The following is a 16,996-nucleotide window of genomic DNA, read 5'->3' on the forward strand; positions in this document are numbered from 1 at the left end:
TCCGTACGAAAAGCACCGTGACAGCCACTTCCGAAACGCCAGCAGCCGAAAGCCTCCTCACCGAGCCCGTACCCGTTCTGGAGCAGCGCCCCCCGTGGCGCGACACGTTCTCCTCGCTGCGCGTTCCGAACTACCGCCTCTACGCCGGTGCTCAGGTCATCGCGACCACGGCGCTCGGCATGCAGCGCGTGGCACAGGACTGGCTCGTGCTCCAGCTCTCCGGAAGCGTCGCGGCCGTCGGCGTCACGGTGGCCATGCAGTTCGCGCCGATGCTCATCTTCGGTCTGCTCGGCGGTGTGATCGCCGATCGCTATTCGAAGCGCATCCTCCTGATGCTGACGCAGTCGACGGCAGCGCTGCTCGCCGGCATCCTGGCCACGCTCATCCTGACCGGCACCGTTCAGGTGTGGCACATCTGGGCGCTCGCGTTCATCGGCGGATTCGTGACGGTCGTCGACAACCCGGCGCGACAGGTCTTCGTGAACGAGATCGTCGGGCCGAAGCTGCTGCGCAACGCGATCAGCCTGAACTCGTCGACGTTCCAGCTGGGAGCTCTCATCGGCCCGGCGGTCGGCGGCATCGCGATCAGCGCGGTGGGCAGCGGCTGGGCCTTCGTAATCAACGCCTGCGCGTGTCTCGTCGTGGTCACGGCGCTCGGCATGATGAACACGAAGACGCTCCTCCCCTCGCCCGTCACGCCGCGCGGCAAGGGACAGCTGGCCGAAGGGCTTCGCTACGCGGCAGGCAAACCGGCCATCCTCTTCACGATCATCACCCTGGGCGCCGTCGCGATGTTCGCGTACACCATGCCCGTGCTGCTGGCCGCGTATGCCAACGACGTCTACAAGGTGGGGTCGGCCGGCTACGGCTTCTTCAACGCGCTCGTCGCGGTCGGCGCGCTCACCGGCGCCGTGCTGTCCACTCGCCGCATGGGCGTGAGCCTGCGCCTCGTGATCGCCGGCGCGGTCGTGCTCGGCGTCGTACAGGCATCCGCTGCGCTCTCCCCCGACATCGTGGTGTTCGCCGTGCTCATGGCGCTGAGCGGAGCGGCGAGCCTGCTGTTCCTGACCAGTGCGAACTCGCTCGTGCAGATGTCGACGAACCTGGGCATCCGCGGTCGCGTGATGGCGCTCTACATCCTGGTCCAGCTCGGCGGGCAGGCTCTGGGCGGTCCGGTGATGGGCTGGATCGTGGAAAGCTTCGGACCAGCATGGGGCCTCGCCGTTTCGGGCCTCGTGCCGCTTCTGACCGCCGTCGTCCTCGGGCTGCTGATCATGCGGCGCTCGCGCCTGCGCATCGCCCTGAGGCGCAGCGGGCGTCTTCCGGCGCTCGCGTTGATCCCGCGCGACTGATCGGGATCCGGCCGGCCCACCACGATCCGCGCGCCGGTATGGGCTCTTCGCGGCGGCCTTACGGGGCGTGCCCCGCGGGGTCGTAGCCGTCCCCGGCGGGCGTGACTGCCACCGGCGCGGACCACACCCGGCGCTCCCCTAACCTGGACTCATGACCCCGCCCCTCGCTCTCGCCGTCGACTTCGGCGGCACCAAAGTCGAGTCAGCCCTCGTCACCGCCGAAGGCGAGGTGGTGCCGGAGTCGAGGCACCGCGCGCCGACGGGTCGCGACGCGACGAGCGAGCGGCTGCAGGCATCCGTTCGCGAGGTGATGGAGGCGGCGCTGTCCGGGCTGGATGGCGACCTCGTCGGCGTCGGCATCGGATGCGCCGGCCCCATCGACAGGGCGCGCGGCCTCGTGTCCCCGCTCAACGTTCCGGCGTGGCGGGACTTCGACCTGCGGTCGTTCGCGGAGTCGGTGCTCGCCGACAACGGTCTCGACGTGCAGGTGACGCTCGAGATGGACGGCGTCGCGATCACAATGGCGGAGCACTGGGTGGGGGCCGCCCAGAACGTGGACAACGTCATGGGCATGGTCGTCTCGACGGGCATCGGCGGCGGCCTCATCGTCGGCGGCCGCGTCATCACGGGCCCGACGGGCAACGCGGGGCACATCGGCCACATCGAAGTGGCGGGGTTCGAAGGCGAGGACACGTTCGGCAAGGCGACGTCGCTCGAGGCGATCGCGAGCGGTCCGCACACCGTGGCGTGGGCGCGCAGGCAGGGCTTCCCGGGAGCGACGGGTGAAGACCTCGCGGCAGCGTACGCGGCGGGCGACCCTGTCGCACATGCGGCGATCCACCGCACCGGACAAGCAGTCGGCCAGGCGATCTCCAGTGCCACAGCGCTTCTCGACCTCGAGCTCGTGGCCATCGGCGGCGGATTCTCGCAAGCCACACCCGACCTCTTCGACGTCATCGACGAGACGATCGCTCGGCACTACTTCGGATTCGTGCGCAAGGTGCGCGTGGTGCCCTCCGGGCTCTCCGGAGAAGGCCCGCTCATCGGGGCGGCAGCGCTCGTGCATCGCGCGGAGTTGCTGCCGCCGCGCTGACGCCGCGCGAGGCGGTCAGTCCGCTCCGGTGCCTGACGCGACCGACCTCGCGTGCCGGGTGGCGACATGGTCCTCGAGCGTGCCGGGGCGCGCGATCACGACTCCCGCGAAGGCGACGGCCGCTGCCGTGGCGAGCAGGAACACGAGCGGCCACAGCCATCCGTCGGTCGCATCGTGCAGCAGGCCGAAGACGAGCGGGCCGAGCGCGCCCAGCACGTAGCCGAGCCCCTGCGTGAAGCCGCTCAGCGCGACAGCGCCCTCGTGAGTGCTCGTGCGCAGATTGATGAGCACGAGGCACAGCGGGAACAGCAGCGGGCCGAGCCCGGCCAGCGCCACCCACAGCCAAGTCGCCTGGGCAGGCCAGAGCAGCAGGCCGAGGTATCCGACGACGAAGAACGCCACCCCGAGGTAGACCAGCACACCGACGTTGCGCATCCTCGTCGCGAGCACGGGGATGAGCAGCCCCGCCGGTATTCCCATGGCGGAATACAGCGAGAGCAGCGCGCCCGCCTGAACCGGATCGCTGCCTGCGGTGTCGTGCAGCAGTTCGGGGAGCCACGCGAACATGGCGTACGCGTTGAGCGACGAGGCGGCGAACGTGACCGCCATCGCCCACGACAGCGGCACGTGCCACACCCTGCCCAGTGCCGCTCCGCTCGCCTCCTCGACCACAGCGTCGACTCGCCGGGATTCCGGCGAGCGAACGAGGATGCCGAGCCACGGCAGAAGCGCCAGCACGGAGAGCACGGCCCACATGCCGACCGAGTACCGCCACCCAGCCGAGTCGGCGACGGGCACCGCCAGCAACGGCGGCACGAGCGTGCTGATCGACAGCACCGTGGCGTACAGCGACGTCAGCAGGCCGATGCGGTCGGGGAAGTAGCGCTTGACGAGCGGCGGCAGCAGCACGTTGCCCACCGCCATGCCGGCGAACGTGAGCACGCTCCCCGCAGTGAGCATCCAGAACGAGACGGAGAGTCCGCGCACCAGGTGGCCGAGCACGATCGCGGCGAGCGCGATCACCATGACGACCTCGAGGCTGGCTTTACGCGTGAAGAGTGGTGCGACGAGGCCGAACACGGCGAAGCACACCGGCGGCAGAGCGCCGAGCAGTCCGATGCCGGCCGCCCCGAACGGAACGTCGCGCGTGATCTCGTCGAAGATCGGCGAGAGCGCCGTGACGGCGGCGCGCAGGTTGGCCGCGACGAGCAGGATGCCCAGCAGCGCGAGTGTGCGGCCGGCCCAGAGCGGTCTGGCCGAGGCGTTCTGGAGGGTCACACCCCAGTCTTTCACAGCAGGCGCTGTGGCTGATCCCGACGGGCGCGTCGCTGGGCCTCGTCGCTCAGCCTCGCCTCTCGGGCACTTCCAGCGGTCGGGGTGCGGGCGGACGGCAGCGGAGCACGGTGAGCCGCCCTCGCAGGGTCGTCGCTCCCGATGCGTAAGGGACGAGCACGGTGTCACCGACCGCAAGCGCCGTCTCTCCGCCCTCCCACTCAAGCACGCCGGTTCCGTCGAGCGCGACGACGACCGCGTAGCCCGGATCGAGCTCCGCCGTCCCATGCTCGGAAGCGATGCGGATGCGATCGGCACGGAAGACGGCATCCGCCTCCGCGGGGAAGAGTGCGGTCACGCTCACGCCGCCAAGCTCGTGCGTCGGCCGCGAAGAGGCGAGCTCGGCCAGCCGCGCCGTCGAGACGGCTGAACGGTCGAGGTCGGAGAGTGCCGTGGCGACGTCGAGGCCGAGCACTGCACCCTTCGAGTCGAGGCCCGGGAACCCGTCGTATTCGATGAGGATCGACAGGTCGACGGGCTGCTGGAGCTCGACGAGCGTGATGCCCGGTCCGATCGAGTGCGGCATGCCGGCAGGCACGTGAAGCGTGTCACCAGGCGCCAGGTCGACCCGATTCATCGCGGCGAGCATGGCGGAGACGTCCTGCCTCCGGAACCAGTCGAGCACCTCCGCCTCCGAGACCTCTCGCCGGAATCCGAGGTACGCATATGCCGGTCCGTCGGCGGCGACGAAGACCCAGGCCTCCGTCTTTCCGCTGGGGCGGCCGAGCACGTCGCGCGCAAACCGGGTTCCCGGGTGGTAGTGCGCGAAGAGCCGCTCGCGGGTGTCGAGCAGTTTGACGAGCAGCCGCGGGTCGTCGCCGTACGCCAGCACATGCTCGTCGCCCAGGTAGCCGGTCGGATCCGCCGCGATCGCATCGCGCAGCGTCGTGCCGTCAGGCAGCACCGTGAGCCCGACGCCGCCGCCCGCGAACACCTCGGTCGCCGACGCGACGAAATCCTCCGGCATCCGGTCGCCGGCAGGATCGGAGCCGCGATCCAGACCTCGGAACCGGAGGATGCCTTCGCCCCCGCGGTACGGCCGCTCGGCCGGCCGGTTCGGGCCGAGCACCACGGGAGCAGGCGCGCGTGTCCCGGATGGCGCTGGCAGGCTCGTCATCTCGTCATTCCCTTTCGGCATGTCTCGTGGCACCGAAAGGCCACGCTCTTCGGCAGCAACCAGGCTAGCGGTGTCGCGCATGCTGCCTGGGAGCCGACGGGCCGGCAACGGCGCCCGGCCTCCAAGGCCGCACGCGGGAGCGCGTGCCAGGATGTTCGCTGAACGGGGGCGGAACATGCGAGACGATTTCGGCGAGCAGATCGCACGCACGCTGACGCAGCTGGCGGACATCCTCGAGGGTCTTCAGCCGGACGAGTGGGGCGCGCAGAGCCTGTGCTCGAGGTGGACGGTGCGCGATGTCGCCGGTCACATCGTGTGGCGGGTCGGAGGGTCGTACGGCGAGATGCTGCGCAGCACCCTGCCCATGCTCACACTGTCTCGCACCAGTATGGACTCGCTCACCGATGCGGTCAGCAGGCAGGAGGCCGAGGCCACGAGCCCCGAGCAGCTGGTGCAGCGGCTGCGGCGCATCGCGGCCCTGCGACTCGCCGGCATCGGCCGCACGGGCCTGAACGATCTGGTGGAGTCCGTCGTGCACACGTACGACATCGTGCAGCCGCTCGGCGTCCCGATCGACGTCGATCAGGATGCGAGCCGTCGCGTCGCGCTGCGCGGCCTGCTGTTCGCCTCACCCGACCGCCGGGTCGTCGTCGCCCGCAACACCCTGCACGCCACAGACGCCGGGTGGGCGATCGGCAGGACGAAGCCGGGCGCGGGGCGCATCATCGACGGCTCGGCGCAGGGCATCGTGCTGTACCTCTTCGGCAGGCGGCCGCTGGCGGTTGCCGCCGCGTAGCGGCCGGTTCCGGCTTCGCGGTCAGTCGGCGAGCATCCTCGACGCCGTGTCGACGTCGGATGTCATCTGCTCGATCAGCGCGTCGATGCCGCCGAACGCCACCATGCCCCTGATCCGCTCGGCGAACTCGACGTCGACAACGTGGTCGTAGAGGTCGAGATCCTCTCCGATCACGTACGCCTCGACCTGCCGCTGCGGCACCCCCTCGAACGTCGGGTTGTTCCCCACCGAGATGGCGGCGGGATGCCGCACTCCCCCGTCGATCAGCCATCCTGCGTATACGCCGTCGGCGGGGATCAGGCCCTCGCACTGCGGGGACAGATTGGCCGTCGGGAATCCGAGCTGCCTGCCGCGCTGCGCTCCATGCACGACGACGCCTCGCACCGTGGGCGGATGCCCGAGCAGCACGCCGGCGTACGCCACGTCGCCCTCCGCCAGCAGCGAGCGGATCCAGGTCGACGAGACCCGGTCGTGCCCGTCGGGACGCACATCGTCGATGAGCTGCACCTGGAATCCGTCTCGGGCGCCGAGTTCGCGGAGCAAGGCCCCGTCTCCGGCGCCCCTGGCTCCATAGCGGAAGTCACTGCCCACCAGCAGCGTCTTCGCGTGCAGCTTCGACACGAGATACCGCTCGACGAACTCCTCGGCGGGCACGCGGGAGAGCTCGCGGTCGAACGTGAGCACGAGAACGGCGTCGATGCCGGTCACCTCGAGCAGCTCGAGCTTCTGCTCCACGCTCACGAGATCCTCCGGGCAGCGCTCGGGCGCGACGACGGACAGCGGATTCCGGTCGAACGTGACGACGACCGACGACAGCCGTTCGCGATGCGCCACGGCGAGGAGCCGCCCGATCACGGCACGGTGCCCGAGGTGCACACCATCGAACTTGCCGACGGTGACGGCGCTCGGGCCGAAGTCCTCCGGGATGTCGTCGATCGACCGGAAGACCTGCATGCCGGCGCTCATGCCCTGGTCGCCGCCGACGACGGGGCCGGCTCTGCCGAGACCGCGACCGGCCGGTGCCTGGCGAGCCAGAGCATGCCGAGAACGGGGAGCACGAGCGGGACGAACAGGTATCCGGCGCCGTAGGCCGACCACACGGTCGAGTCCTCCCCGAACGGATCGATGGCGTCCATGCCGATGACGCTCGGCGCGAAGGTGCTCAACGTGCCGATGACCAGAACGCCGGCCAGCTCGATCGAGATGGTGATCCACGCGACCCGATACCACAGCCGGCCGGGGGCGATGAGCGCCACCGTCGCCACGATGTAGACGAGAGCGGAGAACGCCGACAGCGTGAACGCCACGGGCGCGACGGAGAAGTGATCGACGATCTGGTAGGCGCTGCGCCCAGCAGCTGCCAGGGCCAGGATGCCGTACACGGCCACCAGCACGCGGCCCACGCCGGTCATGCGACGCGGCGCGCGGGTGGCAGCGGCGGAGGATGGGTTCTCGGTCATGTCACTCCATTATCGCCGTAGCGCCGGACGACGCGGTGCGTCCCGGCTGCAACACCCTGGGGCCGCACACTCTGGCACCGGTCGCCGTAGAAGACGGCCGTCAGGGCGTGCCCTGCACGAACCAGATCTGGCCCATGCGATATGTCATGACCGCGATCGCCAGGCCGACGACGCCGAGCACGACGGTGCTCCACCTCGTGCGCTCGATGAGCGCCCAGAAGCCGCCCGCGGCAGGCAGCAGCAGCGCCGAGATCAGGTAGATGTAGAACTCGCCGAGAGATCCGGACGGCTCGTTGCCGACGATCGGGGCGACGATCGTGACCACGAGCTGAGCGACGAGCAGCAGTTCGACGAGCGCGACGGCTCCCAGGGTCAGATCGTTGGGCGGTCGCCCGATGAAGCCGACGACCAGGCAGAGCAGGCCGGCCAGCACCGCCACGATCACCTGCACGGCGGTGAACCACTCGATCAACCCTGCTCTCCTTCCGAGGCGTTGGGGAAATTGACGACCGTGCGAGCGACGTCGTCCTGCACGCTCGCCATGCCGACGAGGGCACCGTCAGGCGAGACAGCTGCCACCATCGGCGAATCGGCTGCCGCCACCGCGATCCGCTTGCCGTTGCCGAGATCCCTCGCCTGCTCGGCCGTGAGCTGGAGCACCGGGAAGAGCGCAGAGGCGGCGGCGGCCGGCCGGATGAGCGCCGACGCGACGTCGAGATCGGCCAGCTCGCGGGCATCCGCCTCGGCGAACGGTCCGACTCTCGTTCGGCGCAGCGACGTGAGGTGGCCGCCGGTGAGGAGCGCGACGCCGAGGTCGCGGGCGAGGGCCCGCACGTACGTTCCCGACGAGCAGGCGATCCGCACGTCGACGTCGAGCGCGACCGCGTCGCCGACCGCGACCTCGCGGGTGGCGAGGATGTCGAAGGCCGAGACGGTCACGCCGCGCGCCTTCAACTCCACCTGCTCCCCCGCCCGCACCTTCGCGTACGCGCGTTTGCCGTCGACCTTGATCGCCGAGACGCTGGAGGGCACCTGCTGGATGTCGCCGGTGAGATGCGCGACGGCATCCGCCAGCCGCTGCGGTGTGATCGACCGGATGCGTCCTGCCGGCGCCCACCCGAGCGGCTCGCCCTCTGCGTCGTCCGTGGTCGTCGAGGCACCCAGCCGCATCGTCGCGAGGTACTCCTTGTCGGAGCCGACGATGTAGGTGAGCAGCCGCGTCGACGGCCCGAGACCCAGCACCAGCACGCCCGTCGCCATCGGGTCCAGCGTTCCCGCGTGGCCCACCTTGCGGGTGCCGGCGAGCCTGCGCACGCGTGCGACGACATCGTGGCTCGTCCAGTCGGCCGGCTTGTCGACGATCAGGATGCCGTTGGGACCGCTCACGCGGTCGCCCGCGAGTGCGATCCGTCCGAGCCCGTGATCGTGTTCACCACGATGTCCAGCTTGGTGCGGAACGTGTGCGCGAGCAACTCGGGGATGCACGGGTCGTCCGAGTCGTGCTCGTCGACCATGTGCATGGCAATGAGCACGTTGAACAGCATGCCGTGCGCGAGGAAGTCGACGATCTGATCGGGGTCCATCCCTGCTTCGTTGCGCAGCAGCGTGTAGATCTTCATGAATCCTGCGCGCGCATGCTCGCCGATCACCGGCTCGTGGCCAGAGATGAAGGCCTGCATGAGCGAGAGGAGGATTCCGCGGTCTTTGATGAGGTCCGCGTAAGCGGCCCCCATCCGCCCCATCGTCTCGTCGCGCGTCTCGCCTTTCCTCCTGGCATCGGCCAGGGCTCCGTTGAACGCATCGAGCAGCTTGACGAGCGCCCCCTCCAGGACGGCGACGAAGAGGTTCTCCTTGCTCCCGAACATGCGAACGACGTAGGGCTGGCTGATGCCCGCCTCCCGCGCGACCTGGTCTGTCGTGGCGCCCACATAGCCCCGTTCGCCGAACACCCGGCTGGCCGCAGCCAGGATCTGTTCCCGGCGAACGGCCGACGATACCCGCTCCTGCTTCGCCGGAGTCTCCGATGTCGCCTCTGTGGGCTGCGCAGCCGTCGATGCCTCCTGCGCCGAGGAGCGCTCGGTCGACGGCGCCGTCGCGAGACCGCTCCTCTCCTGACCGGATTCGTCACTCATGCTTGACATGTTATCAGTCGATTACTACAGTCACCTCTTGTAATCATTCGATTACATCAATCATCGGCGCGGATGCCGGTACCCGCCCGCCGCCGCTCCCCAGGTCCGGCGAACGGACCGAACCCGAACCACCACGTCACGACCGTCACGGAGAGACTCATGACCGACATTCGAGCACCGCGCAGGCGCGTGCCGACCTGGCTCGCCATCGTGGCGGCATCCGTTCCGATGTTCATGGCGACGCTCGACAACCTCGTCGTGACGAACGCGCTGCCGAGGATCGGCGTCGACCTGAAGGCGTCCATCGAGGAGCTGCAGTGGGTCGTGAACGCCTACAGCCTGTCGTTCGCCACGTTCATCCTGCTGTCCGTCGCCCTCGGCGACCGCTTCGGCCGCCGCACGGTCTTCGCCATCGGCGTCAGCGTGTTCACGCTGGCGAGCGCGGCATCCGCCCTCGCCACCTCGCCGACGGAGCTGATCCTGTTCCGGGCAGTGCAGGGTGCAGGCGCCGCCGCCGTCATGCCGCTGTCGCTGACGCTGCTCGTCGGCTCCGTCGGCGAGCGCATGCGACCGGCGGCCATCGGCATCTGGGGCGGGGTCTCCGGTCTCGGTGTCGCGCTCGGTCCGCTGATCGGCGGCGCCATCGTGCAGGGCTGGAACTGGCAGGCCATCTTCTGGATCAACGTGCCGGTCGGCGTGATCGCGCTGCCGCTCCTGCTGCTCGCGCTCCCCAACTCGTTCGGCGCGAAGCTGCGCGCAGACGTGCTCGGAGTCGTGCTCGTCGGCATCGGGGTGTTCGCCGTCGTGTACGGCATCGTGCGCGGCAACGACGCAGGCTGGGACAGCGGCGAAGTGCTGACCGCGCTCATCGGCGGCGGCCTGCTGCTTCTCGCCTTCGTCTGGTGGGAGACGAGGGCGAGCGCACCGCTGCTTCCGCTCCGGCTGTTCCGCAACCGCAGCTTCTCGGTGGCGAACCTCGTCGGCGTCACGTTCAGCTTCGGCATCTTCGGCGCCGTCTTCATCCTCATCCAGTTCCTGCAGGTCGTTCAGGGCCACTCCGCTCTCGAGGCGGGCCTGATGACCATGCCGTGGACGCTCGCACCGATGGTCGTCGCACCGCTGACCGGCGCGGTCATCGTGCCCCGCTTCGGCACCCGGCTGCCCATCGTGGCCGGTCTCGTGCTGCAGTCGGCGGCCATGTTCTGGGTCGCCGCCATCCTTTCGGCCGACACTCCGTACGCCGCGATGGTTCCGCCGTTCCTGCTCGCCGGCATCGGCATGGGCCTCGTCTTCGCACCGAGCTCGACAGCGGTGCTCGCCGGGTTCGGCGAGAAGGACCACGCGAAGGCGTCGGGAACGAACGCCACCCTCCGCGAGATCGGCGTCGCCCTGGGTGTCGCCGTGCTCACCGCCGTCTTCATCGGAGCCGGCGGACAGCTGACGCCGACCGGATACGTGAGCGCCGCCATTCCCGCCGTGATCGTCGGCGCAGCAGTCCTGGCGGCCGCGGCCGTGATCGCCGTCTTCCTGCCGATCGGCCGCGATGCCCGCCCCGCTCGCGGCAACTCGATCCACGAGCTGGAGGACGAGGTGCGGGACGCGGACGAGACCGTGGCGGGCGTCGCGATCGGCTGAGCCACCCGCCGCGGCGGTCCTCGACCACAGGCAGCAGCAGCCGCGGAAGAACTGCTCCCACAAGCCGGAGCTCGCCGGGACCGGCCCGGATGGGACCAGTCCAGACGAAACCAGCCCAGAAGAAACCGGCCCAGACGAGAGGAAGCCGCAAGCACCGCACCGCAGAGCCGTCGGCCAGCTCCGACGGCTCTGCCGTGCTGTTCGAGGGCCCTTGCGGCTCTCTCTGCCTGGAGCGCGGGCGCATCACGCTCCGGCGCATCACGCTCGGGCGCACCGCGCGGCGAAGCGTAAGCCGTAGGCTGACCGGATGCGCATCGGCATCATCGGGGCAGGTGCGATCGGCGGCACCATCGCGGCCCTCCTGGACCGCGCCGGACACGAGGTCGCCGTCACCGCGCGCGGAGAGGGCCTGGCCGCCATCACCGCGCACGGACTCCAGCTGGACGGCGCGTGGGGCGATCACGTCGCTCGCGTGTCCGCGGCGGAACGGCTCACCACGGCCCCAGAGGTCGCCTTCGTCTGCACCAAGGCCCAGGATGCGGCCGCAGCGCTGCGCGAGAACGCTGATGCCCTGCGAGGCATCACCGTCGTGATGGTGCAGAACGGGCTCGAAGCGCTGCAGCTCGCTGCGGGCATCCTGCCCGAGTCCGAGCTCGTCGGCGCTCTGGCGCTCTACGCGGCGCGGTACGTCGAGCCGGGGCACGTCACCGTGACGGCGCCGGGCAGCACGTATCTCGGCGACGGCAGCGGCGAGCCGACGGAGGCCGCCAGGCGTGCTGCGGCCATCCTCGCCGCCGTCATGCCCGCCGTGGCGACACGGAACTTCTCGGGCGCGCAGTGGTCGAAGCTCGTCGTGAACATGGTGAACGCGTTGCCCGCGCTCACCGGCATGAGCGTGCAGGACACCATCCGGGATGCCCGGCTCGGCCGCATCGTGACGGCGTCGATGCGCGAGACCGTGCGGGTCGGCTTCGCATCGGGCGTGCGGTACGCGAGCGTTCAGGGGCTCAGTCATCCTCTGCTGCGCGTGTTCTCCTGGCTCCCGCTCTGGGCGGCACGCGCGCTCCCCCGGCTCATGGCGCGACGCATGGGGTCCGTTCCGAACCTCGGGTCCACGCTGCAGAGCCGGAGGCGCGGACGCGCGACCGAGATCGACTTCCTGAACGGGGCGGTCGTCAGAGCAGCGGCCGCGAGTGGACGCACTGCACCCGTGAACGAGGCGATCGTCGAGGCCATGCACCGGGCAGAGCACGCCGGCGTGTACCTCAGCCGAGACGAAGCCGCGGCGCTGCCGATCGGGTGAAGCCGAGGATCGCGGCATCGACCCGGGGCGGGCGCGCCCCGCTTCTCGTCAGAAGCAGGCGCAACCGGTGTCGGGGAATTCCCGGCGCGGATGCTCGGCATCGGCCAGGTCGACGACCGCCGACGCGAGGTACTGCGGCTCGACCTCCTCGCCGTAGCGCCGCCACCCTCCGACGTACCGCGCGTTCGACGGCGCTTCCGGATCCGGGTGCCTGCCCTGCGACGACGCGAGCCGCGCGTACACCTCGACCAGCGGGACATCCAGGAGCACGGAGAAGTGCCAGGTTCCGCGCACCTCGGGCCGGAGCAGGAAGGGTCCGTCGACGATCAGGACCATGTCGGCCGGTCCCGTCCGCCACTCGGAGATCACCGGGGCGTCGCGGCGCGCGTCGAACGCGCGGGTCTGAAACCCCGTCGATCCGCCGAGGAGGAACGGGTCGATGAGCGCCCTGCGGAGCGTCTCGTAGTCGAACGAGCGCTCGTAGTAGTCGCCGGCATCGCCCCGACCGTTCGGATGGCGCCGCTGCCGTGGCAGGTGGAAGTCGACGAGGGACGCCCGCGCGGTCGCCGTTCCCGATTCGCGGTACACGGCCGCGAGATCGTCGGCGAATGCCGCGGTGCCCGAGCCCTCGGCACCGTCGATCGCGACGATGACGCGGCCGGCCGGATAGTTGTGCGCGATCTCCGCTCTCAGATCGCGCAGGAAGGCCGTGCGCGGTGTCGTCGCCAGCTGCATGGCGCCAGCTTAGGCCGGGCGCCGAGCGGGCGAACTCTCCGGCGAAGGGAAGGGACGCGAGCGCAGGCCCGACGCGAACGGGAGCTCGACCCGAGCCAGGCTCGACCCGAGCGCGAGCCGCGGACCGTCGACGGCGGGGCGCGCCGGCGAGGATATCCTTTCGGGATGCAGTCGACGCTCGCCACGACGGATGCACGAGCATCCGGCAGCGGCGCCGATGACCTTGCCCGAGTGCTGAACGACTGGTTCCGACGCGAGGCCAGGGACCTGCCGTGGCGCCGTCCGGGGTTCGGGGCGTGGGGCATCCTGGTCAGCGAGGTCATGCTGCAGCAGACGCCCGTCGTGCGCGTCATCCCCCGGCTGGCCGAATGGCTCGATCGGTGGCCGACGCCGTCCGATCTCGCGGACGCGCCGCCATCCGAGGCGATCAGGGCCTGGGCAGGCCTCGGCTACCCGCGCAGGGCACTGCGCCTTCACGCCTGCGCCGTCGCGATAGCCGAGCGCCACGGCGGCGAGGTGCCCAGCGATATCGAGGAGCTGCTCGCGCTGCCCGGTATCGGCGACTACACGGCTCGGGCTGTCGCGGCTTTCGCCTACGGTAAGCGCCACCCCGTCGTCGACACGAACGTGCGCCGGTTCCTGGCGCGCTGCGTCGACGGGCTCGGCGAGCCCGGTCCGCCCGCCGTTCGACGGGATCTGGCCTCGATGGAGTCCGTGCTTCCCGTCGACGACGCAGAGGCCAGGGTGTTCAACGCCGCGGCCATGGAGCTGGGAGCGGTGATCTGCACCGCGCGAGCGCCTCGATGCGGACTCTGCCCCGTCGCGAGCGAATGCGCGTGGCTGGGCGCTGGCAAGCCGGCATACCTCGGCGCACGACGCGCCGTGCAGAAGCGGTACGAGGGCAGCGATCGCCAGGCGCGCGGCATCCTGCTGGCGACGCTTCGCAAGGCGGTCGCGCCGGTTCCGGCCGACGAGCTCGAAACGCTATGGCCGCATCGCGAGCAGCGCGCGCGTGCCCTGGCCGGTCTCGTCTCCGACGGTCTCGCCGTCGCCGGAGACGACGGCTACCGCCTGCCGGACTGACGGACCGGAGTTCCGCGCCCGGCGACCGGCGGTCGTCCGCCGCGGTGAGGATGAAGGACCCTCGTCAGAAGCGTCGCGCGTGCTCCACGGATTCCCATTCGTCGTGATCGCGCACGGCCTGGATGTCGCGATACGCACGTTCGTCGTCGCGCGTGGCGATGGCTCCGCGACCGAGCACGGCGCGAGGAATCCACTTCCACAGCACGAACCGCTTCTTGCGACTCGGCTTGGCGACGTAGCCGTGCTCGATGCCCTGGAGCGCGACGGAACGCTTCGACCGTGCCGTGAACGAGTGCTCGGATGCCATGTTCTGAGTCATGGCTCTCACGTTACGAACATGCAGATTCTGCCACCAGGTGGCACAGAGACTACCTTCACAAAGATCCAGCCAGTACAGTGGCAGCATGATTCGCAGCGTCGCGGTGCCCGTGATCGATGACCTCGCCATGTTCGAGTTCGGCCTGCTCAACGAGGTGTTCGGGCTCGACCGCACCGACTATTCCGATGTGCCCAGGCTGGACTTCCGCGTCTGCGGCGTCCAGGCGGGCCGGCCGGTGCGCACACAGGCAGGCATCCCCATCACTCCCGAGTTGGGGCTCGAGGCGATGGACGACGCCGATGTCATCGCCGTGCCTGCAGCCAGGGTGCGAGCGGACGACGAGTACCCCGCCGAGCTGCTCGCGGCGCTGCGGCGGGCATCCGAGCGGGGTGCGATCATGCTGAGCGCGTGCTCTGGCGCCTTCCTGCTCGGCGCAGCGGGACTGCTCGAGGGCAGGCCGTGCACCACGCACTGGCGGTATGCAGACGACCTGCAGGCGAGGCATCCGAGCGCGCGGGTCGATCCGGACGTGCTCTTCGTCGACGACGGCGATCTCATCACGAGCGCGGGAACGGCGGCGGGCATCGACGCCAGCCTGCACCTGGTGCGCAGGGAGCTGGGCAGCGGGGTGGCGAACGTGATCGCGCGCAACATGGTGGTGCCACCCCAGCGCGACGGCGGCCAGCGGCAGTACATCAGCCGGCCGGTGCCCGAGGCCGAGTGCGATGCACTCGTCGACGTGCTGGCGTTCATGAACGACAACCTGGCCGATCAGCACTCGGTGGCGTCGCTGGCCAGGCTCGCGCACATGTCCACTCGCACCTTCGCACGTCGTTTCGTGGCCGAGACGGGGGTGACGCCCATGCAGTGGCTCACCTCGCAACGCGTGCTGCACGCGCGCCTGTTGCTGGAGACGACGGATGCCTCCATCGACGAGATCGCGGCCACGTGCGGCTTCGGCAGCGCCACCCTGTTCCGCCACCATTTCTCTCGCGAGGTGGGTGTGGCACCGAGCGCGTACCGTCGCTCGTTCGCGCGCGACGACGCCGGTTCGCGGAGCGACGCCACCGGGGGCGACCGGGATTCCGAGCGTGTCGGCATGCGCGTCGCAGCCATTGCCTGACCACGGGCCCTATGCTGTGCTTTCGATGCCCGAAAGTCCGCTCTCCGCTTCGCCGTACGACGTGCTCGGCGTGCCCGTGTCGGCCAGCCAGGAGGAGTTGCGCCGCGCGTACCGCCGCATGCTGAGACAGGCGCATCCCGACACCGGCGGGTCGGAGGCCCTGTTCGTGACCGTGCAGCGCGCGTGGGCCGCGATCGGCACGCCGGAGGCGAGGGCGGCATACGACAGGGGCAAGGGCCTGCACGAGACGACTCAGCACACCTGGGCACCGCGGCCTGCGCGCGCGCCACGCCAGCAGTCCAGGCCGCAGACGCGATCGTACGGGCACCCCGGCGGATACTCGCGCGAGCGCTACCTGAATCTGGTGCGCGAATGGGTCGGCCGTGGTGAGCCGCTGCCGGATCCCTACGATCCCGCCCTCGTGCGAACGGCGCCGCGCGAGATCCGTCATGCGCTGGCCGACGCCCTCGCGGAGGAGACGACGGCGCGCGCGCTCACGGGGCTCGGCATTGGGTACACGGTGTGGCACGACGTGGATGCGACGGGCCGCGCCGCATCCGCCGCCGGCCGGGTGGAGAAGATCGACCACGTCGTGCTCGGGCCCTCTGGCTTGTTCGCGGTGCAGTCGGAGGACTGGGCGACCAGAGCGACCGTGCGGCGAGGCGATCTCGTGCCGGAGGGCGAGGCATCCGGATACGACAGGCAGCCGCTGCACGAGCTCGCCGGACGCGCTCGCACTCTCGGCCGCGCCACCGGGGTCAAGTTCACCGTCGCCGTCGTCGTCTTGCCCGATCAGGACCTGGACGACCCGGTGACCGTCGTGGGGCGGTCGCGCGGCATCGCTCTCGTTGCTGCGCAGTCATCCGTGCTCGCGCACCTGCTGCGCACGGGGGTCGCCGACACGCCTCGGCCGGACGGCACCGCCCTGTTCGAGCTGCGCACGAGGCTGCAACAGGGGATCAGGTTCGTGTGAGAACGCCTGCCGGCGATCTCAGTCGTCGTCCTCGTCGAATTCGCGCGGCTTGACGTAGGGGTCTTCGTCGCCCGCATACTGAGCGGATGCCGCCAGCCTCGCGACCTCAGCATCGCGCTCGTGCGCGGCCCTCAGCAGATCCTCGATGTGCGCGGCGTTCTCCGGAATGGCGTCGGGGATGAACTCCAGCGACGGCGTGAGGCGCACCTGGATGTTCCTGCCCACCTCGGTGCGCAGCATCCCCGTCGCCGCCTTCAGGGCGGCAGCGGAGTCCTCGCGCTCCTTGTCCGTGCCGTACACCGTGTAGAACACGCTGGCGTGCTGCAGGTCACCCGTCACACGGACGTCGGTGATGGTCACGAAGCCCAGCCTCGGGTCGCGTAGACCCTTGTCCAGTCTCCTGGCGACGATCTCCTTGATGCGGTCGGCGAGCTTGCGAGCCCGTGCTTCGTCAGCCATTCCAAACCTCTCTCACTCCCCCGGCCGCGCGACGGCGGGAGGGGCTGCCGCTCGGCCTCTCTCGCACGAGCGATGGAGCGCTAC

Annotated in this window: 18 protein-coding genes; 8 read left to right on the forward strand and 10 right to left on the reverse strand. The window is 70.1% G+C overall.

Annotated elements, in window-relative coordinates:
* Window positions 1-17 precede the first annotated feature (17 nt).
* Both VHB92_RS00555 and VHB92_RS00560 read left to right on the forward strand, forming a co-directional pair.
* Complete coding sequence (locus VHB92_RS00555; RefSeq protein WP_325450321.1) at window positions 18-1,352, forward strand: MFS transporter; 1,335 nt, start codon at window positions 18-20, stop codon at window positions 1,350-1,352.
* A gap of 151 nt (window positions 1,353-1,503) precedes the next feature.
* A complete protein-coding gene (locus VHB92_RS00560; protein WP_325450323.1) occupies window positions 1,504-2,445 on the forward strand; it encodes an ROK family protein in 942 nt (313 codons plus the stop codon).
* A 15-nt stretch (window positions 2,446-2,460) separates the two neighbouring features.
* Here the strand turns inward: VHB92_RS00560 and VHB92_RS00565 are convergent, their stop codons facing one another.
* Both VHB92_RS00565 and VHB92_RS00570 read right to left on the reverse strand, forming a co-directional pair.
* Window positions 2,461-3,723: an MFS transporter gene (locus VHB92_RS00565; protein WP_325450325.1), complete on the reverse strand. Its 1,263-nt coding sequence runs from the start codon at window positions 3,721-3,723 to the stop codon at window positions 2,461-2,463.
* Window positions 3,724-3,787: 64 nt separating this feature from the next.
* Window positions 3,788-4,894 carry a class I mannose-6-phosphate isomerase gene (locus tag VHB92_RS00570; RefSeq protein WP_325450327.1) on the reverse strand — a complete coding sequence of 369 codons (1,107 nt, stop codon included), beginning with the start codon at window positions 4,892-4,894 and terminating at the stop codon, window positions 3,788-3,790.
* Window positions 4,895-5,069: 175 nt separating this feature from the next.
* Here VHB92_RS00570 and VHB92_RS00575 point away from each other — a divergent pair, with 175 nt between their 5' ends.
* Window positions 5,070-5,690 (forward strand): maleylpyruvate isomerase family mycothiol-dependent enzyme, encoded by a 621-nt coding sequence (locus VHB92_RS00575; RefSeq protein ID WP_325450329.1) that lies wholly within the window; start codon window positions 5,070-5,072, stop codon window positions 5,688-5,690.
* Window positions 5,691-5,711: 21 nt separating this feature from the next.
* Here VHB92_RS00575 and VHB92_RS00580 read toward each other — a convergent pair whose 3' ends face one another.
* From VHB92_RS00580 to VHB92_RS00600, 5 genes are all read right to left on the reverse strand, one after another.
* Complete coding sequence (locus VHB92_RS00580) at window positions 5,712-6,644, reverse strand: bifunctional riboflavin kinase/FAD synthetase (RefSeq protein ID WP_325450388.1); 933 nt, start codon at window positions 6,642-6,644, stop codon at window positions 5,712-5,714.
* Window positions 6,645-6,652: 8 nt separating this feature from the next.
* Window positions 6,653-7,150 (reverse strand): hypothetical protein, encoded by a 498-nt coding sequence (locus tag VHB92_RS00585; protein WP_325450331.1) that lies wholly within the window; start codon window positions 7,148-7,150, stop codon window positions 6,653-6,655.
* Between the two features lie 100 nt (window positions 7,151-7,250).
* Window positions 7,251-7,622 carry a hypothetical protein gene (locus VHB92_RS00590; protein WP_325450333.1) on the reverse strand — a complete coding sequence of 124 codons (372 nt, stop codon included), beginning with the start codon at window positions 7,620-7,622 and terminating at the stop codon, window positions 7,251-7,253.
* Window positions 7,619-8,536, reverse strand: coding sequence for a tRNA pseudouridine(55) synthase TruB (gene truB, locus VHB92_RS00595; protein WP_325450335.1), 918 nt, complete (start codon window positions 8,534-8,536; stop codon window positions 7,619-7,621). Before truB ends, VHB92_RS00590 begins: the two co-directional genes overlap by 4 nt.
* A complete protein-coding gene (locus VHB92_RS00600; protein ID WP_325450337.1) occupies window positions 8,533-9,282 on the reverse strand; it encodes a TetR/AcrR family transcriptional regulator in 750 nt (249 codons plus the stop codon). Before VHB92_RS00600 ends, truB begins: the two co-directional genes overlap by 4 nt.
* 159 nt (window positions 9,283-9,441) lie before the next feature.
* On the opposite strand from VHB92_RS00600, the gene VHB92_RS00605 reads away from it, so the two are divergent.
* Together VHB92_RS00605 and VHB92_RS00610 are read left to right on the forward strand one after the other, a co-directional pair.
* Window positions 9,442-10,917, forward strand: a complete 1,476-nt coding sequence (locus VHB92_RS00605) for a DHA2 family efflux MFS transporter permease subunit (RefSeq protein ID WP_325450339.1) — start codon at window positions 9,442-9,444, stop codon at window positions 10,915-10,917.
* Between the two features lie 307 nt (window positions 10,918-11,224).
* Window positions 11,225-12,220 (forward strand): 2-dehydropantoate 2-reductase, encoded by a 996-nt coding sequence (locus tag VHB92_RS00610; RefSeq protein WP_325450341.1) that lies wholly within the window; start codon window positions 11,225-11,227, stop codon window positions 12,218-12,220.
* Between the two features lie 48 nt (window positions 12,221-12,268).
* On the opposite strand, the gene VHB92_RS00615 is transcribed toward VHB92_RS00610, so the two are convergent.
* Window positions 12,269-12,955 (reverse strand): uridine kinase, encoded by a 687-nt coding sequence (locus VHB92_RS00615; RefSeq protein ID WP_325450343.1) that lies wholly within the window; start codon window positions 12,953-12,955, stop codon window positions 12,269-12,271.
* 165 nt (window positions 12,956-13,120) lie between these two features.
* On the opposite strand from VHB92_RS00615, the gene VHB92_RS00620 reads away from it, so the two are divergent.
* Window positions 13,121-14,038: an A/G-specific adenine glycosylase gene (locus VHB92_RS00620; protein ID WP_325450345.1), complete on the forward strand. Its 918-nt coding sequence runs from the start codon at window positions 13,121-13,123 to the stop codon at window positions 14,036-14,038.
* Between the two features lie 64 nt (window positions 14,039-14,102).
* Here the strand turns inward: VHB92_RS00620 and VHB92_RS00625 are convergent, their stop codons facing one another.
* A complete protein-coding gene (locus tag VHB92_RS00625) occupies window positions 14,103-14,357 on the reverse strand; it encodes a hypothetical protein (protein WP_325450347.1) in 255 nt (84 codons plus the stop codon).
* Between the two features lie 85 nt (window positions 14,358-14,442).
* Between VHB92_RS00625 and VHB92_RS00630 the strand changes: the two genes are divergently transcribed.
* Together VHB92_RS00630 and VHB92_RS00635 are read left to right on the forward strand one after the other, a co-directional pair.
* Window positions 14,443-15,480 carry a helix-turn-helix domain-containing protein gene (locus tag VHB92_RS00630; RefSeq protein ID WP_325450349.1) on the forward strand — a complete coding sequence of 346 codons (1,038 nt, stop codon included), beginning with the start codon at window positions 14,443-14,445 and terminating at the stop codon, window positions 15,478-15,480.
* Window positions 15,481-15,505: 25 nt separating this feature from the next.
* Window positions 15,506-16,453 carry a DnaJ domain-containing protein gene (locus tag VHB92_RS00635; RefSeq protein ID WP_325450351.1) on the forward strand — a complete coding sequence of 316 codons (948 nt, stop codon included), beginning with the start codon at window positions 15,506-15,508 and terminating at the stop codon, window positions 16,451-16,453.
* Window positions 16,454-16,471: 18 nt separating this feature from the next.
* Here the strand turns inward: VHB92_RS00635 and rbfA are convergent, their stop codons facing one another.
* A complete protein-coding gene (gene rbfA / locus VHB92_RS00640) occupies window positions 16,472-16,912 on the reverse strand; it encodes a 30S ribosome-binding factor RbfA (protein ID WP_325450353.1) in 441 nt (146 codons plus the stop codon).
* Window positions 16,913-16,996 lie beyond the last annotated feature (84 nt).

Origin of the sequence: Humibacter sp., from assembly GCF_035547335.1 — a bacterium.
GTDB lineage: Bacteria > Actinomycetota > Actinomycetes > Actinomycetales > Microbacteriaceae > Humibacter.

What these genes read in the sequence shown, in the direction of transcription:
- VHB92_RS00560 (WP_325450323.1), top strand. Translation starts at nt 1,504, where the DNA reads ATGACCCCGCCCCTCGCTCTCGCCGTCGACTTCGGCGGCACCAAAGTC.
- VHB92_RS00570 (WP_325450327.1), bottom strand. Translation starts at nt 4,894, where the DNA reads ATGACGAGCCTGCCAGCGCCATCCGGGACACGCGCGCCTGCTCCCGTG.
- VHB92_RS00575 (WP_325450329.1), top strand. Translation starts at nt 5,070, where the DNA reads ATGCGAGACGATTTCGGCGAGCAGATCGCACGCACGCTGACGCAGCTG.
- VHB92_RS00580 (WP_325450388.1), bottom strand. Translation starts at nt 6,644, where the DNA reads ATGCAGGTCTTCCGGTCGATCGACGACATCCCGGAGGACTTCGGCCCG.
- VHB92_RS00585 (WP_325450331.1), bottom strand. Translation starts at nt 7,150, where the DNA reads ATGACCGAGAACCCATCCTCCGCCGCTGCCACCCGCGCGCCGCGTCGC.
- VHB92_RS00600 (WP_325450337.1), bottom strand. Translation starts at nt 9,282, where the DNA reads ATGAGTGACGAATCCGGTCAGGAGAGGAGCGGTCTCGCGACGGCGCCG.
- VHB92_RS00605 (WP_325450339.1), top strand. Translation starts at nt 9,442, where the DNA reads ATGACCGACATTCGAGCACCGCGCAGGCGCGTGCCGACCTGGCTCGCC.
- VHB92_RS00610 (WP_325450341.1), top strand. Translation starts at nt 11,225, where the DNA reads ATGCGCATCGGCATCATCGGGGCAGGTGCGATCGGCGGCACCATCGCG.
- VHB92_RS00615 (WP_325450343.1), bottom strand. Translation starts at nt 12,955, where the DNA reads ATGCAGCTGGCGACGACACCGCGCACGGCCTTCCTGCGCGATCTGAGA.
- VHB92_RS00620 (WP_325450345.1), top strand. Translation starts at nt 13,121, where the DNA reads ATGCAGTCGACGCTCGCCACGACGGATGCACGAGCATCCGGCAGCGGC.
- VHB92_RS00625 (WP_325450347.1), bottom strand. Translation starts at nt 14,357, where the DNA reads ATGACTCAGAACATGGCATCCGAGCACTCGTTCACGGCACGGTCGAAG.
- VHB92_RS00630 (WP_325450349.1), top strand. Translation starts at nt 14,443, where the DNA reads ATGATTCGCAGCGTCGCGGTGCCCGTGATCGATGACCTCGCCATGTTC.
- VHB92_RS00635 (WP_325450351.1), top strand. Translation starts at nt 15,506, where the DNA reads ATGCCCGAAAGTCCGCTCTCCGCTTCGCCGTACGACGTGCTCGGCGTG.
- rbfA (WP_325450353.1), bottom strand. Translation starts at nt 16,912, where the DNA reads ATGGCTGACGAAGCACGGGCTCGCAAGCTCGCCGACCGCATCAAGGAG.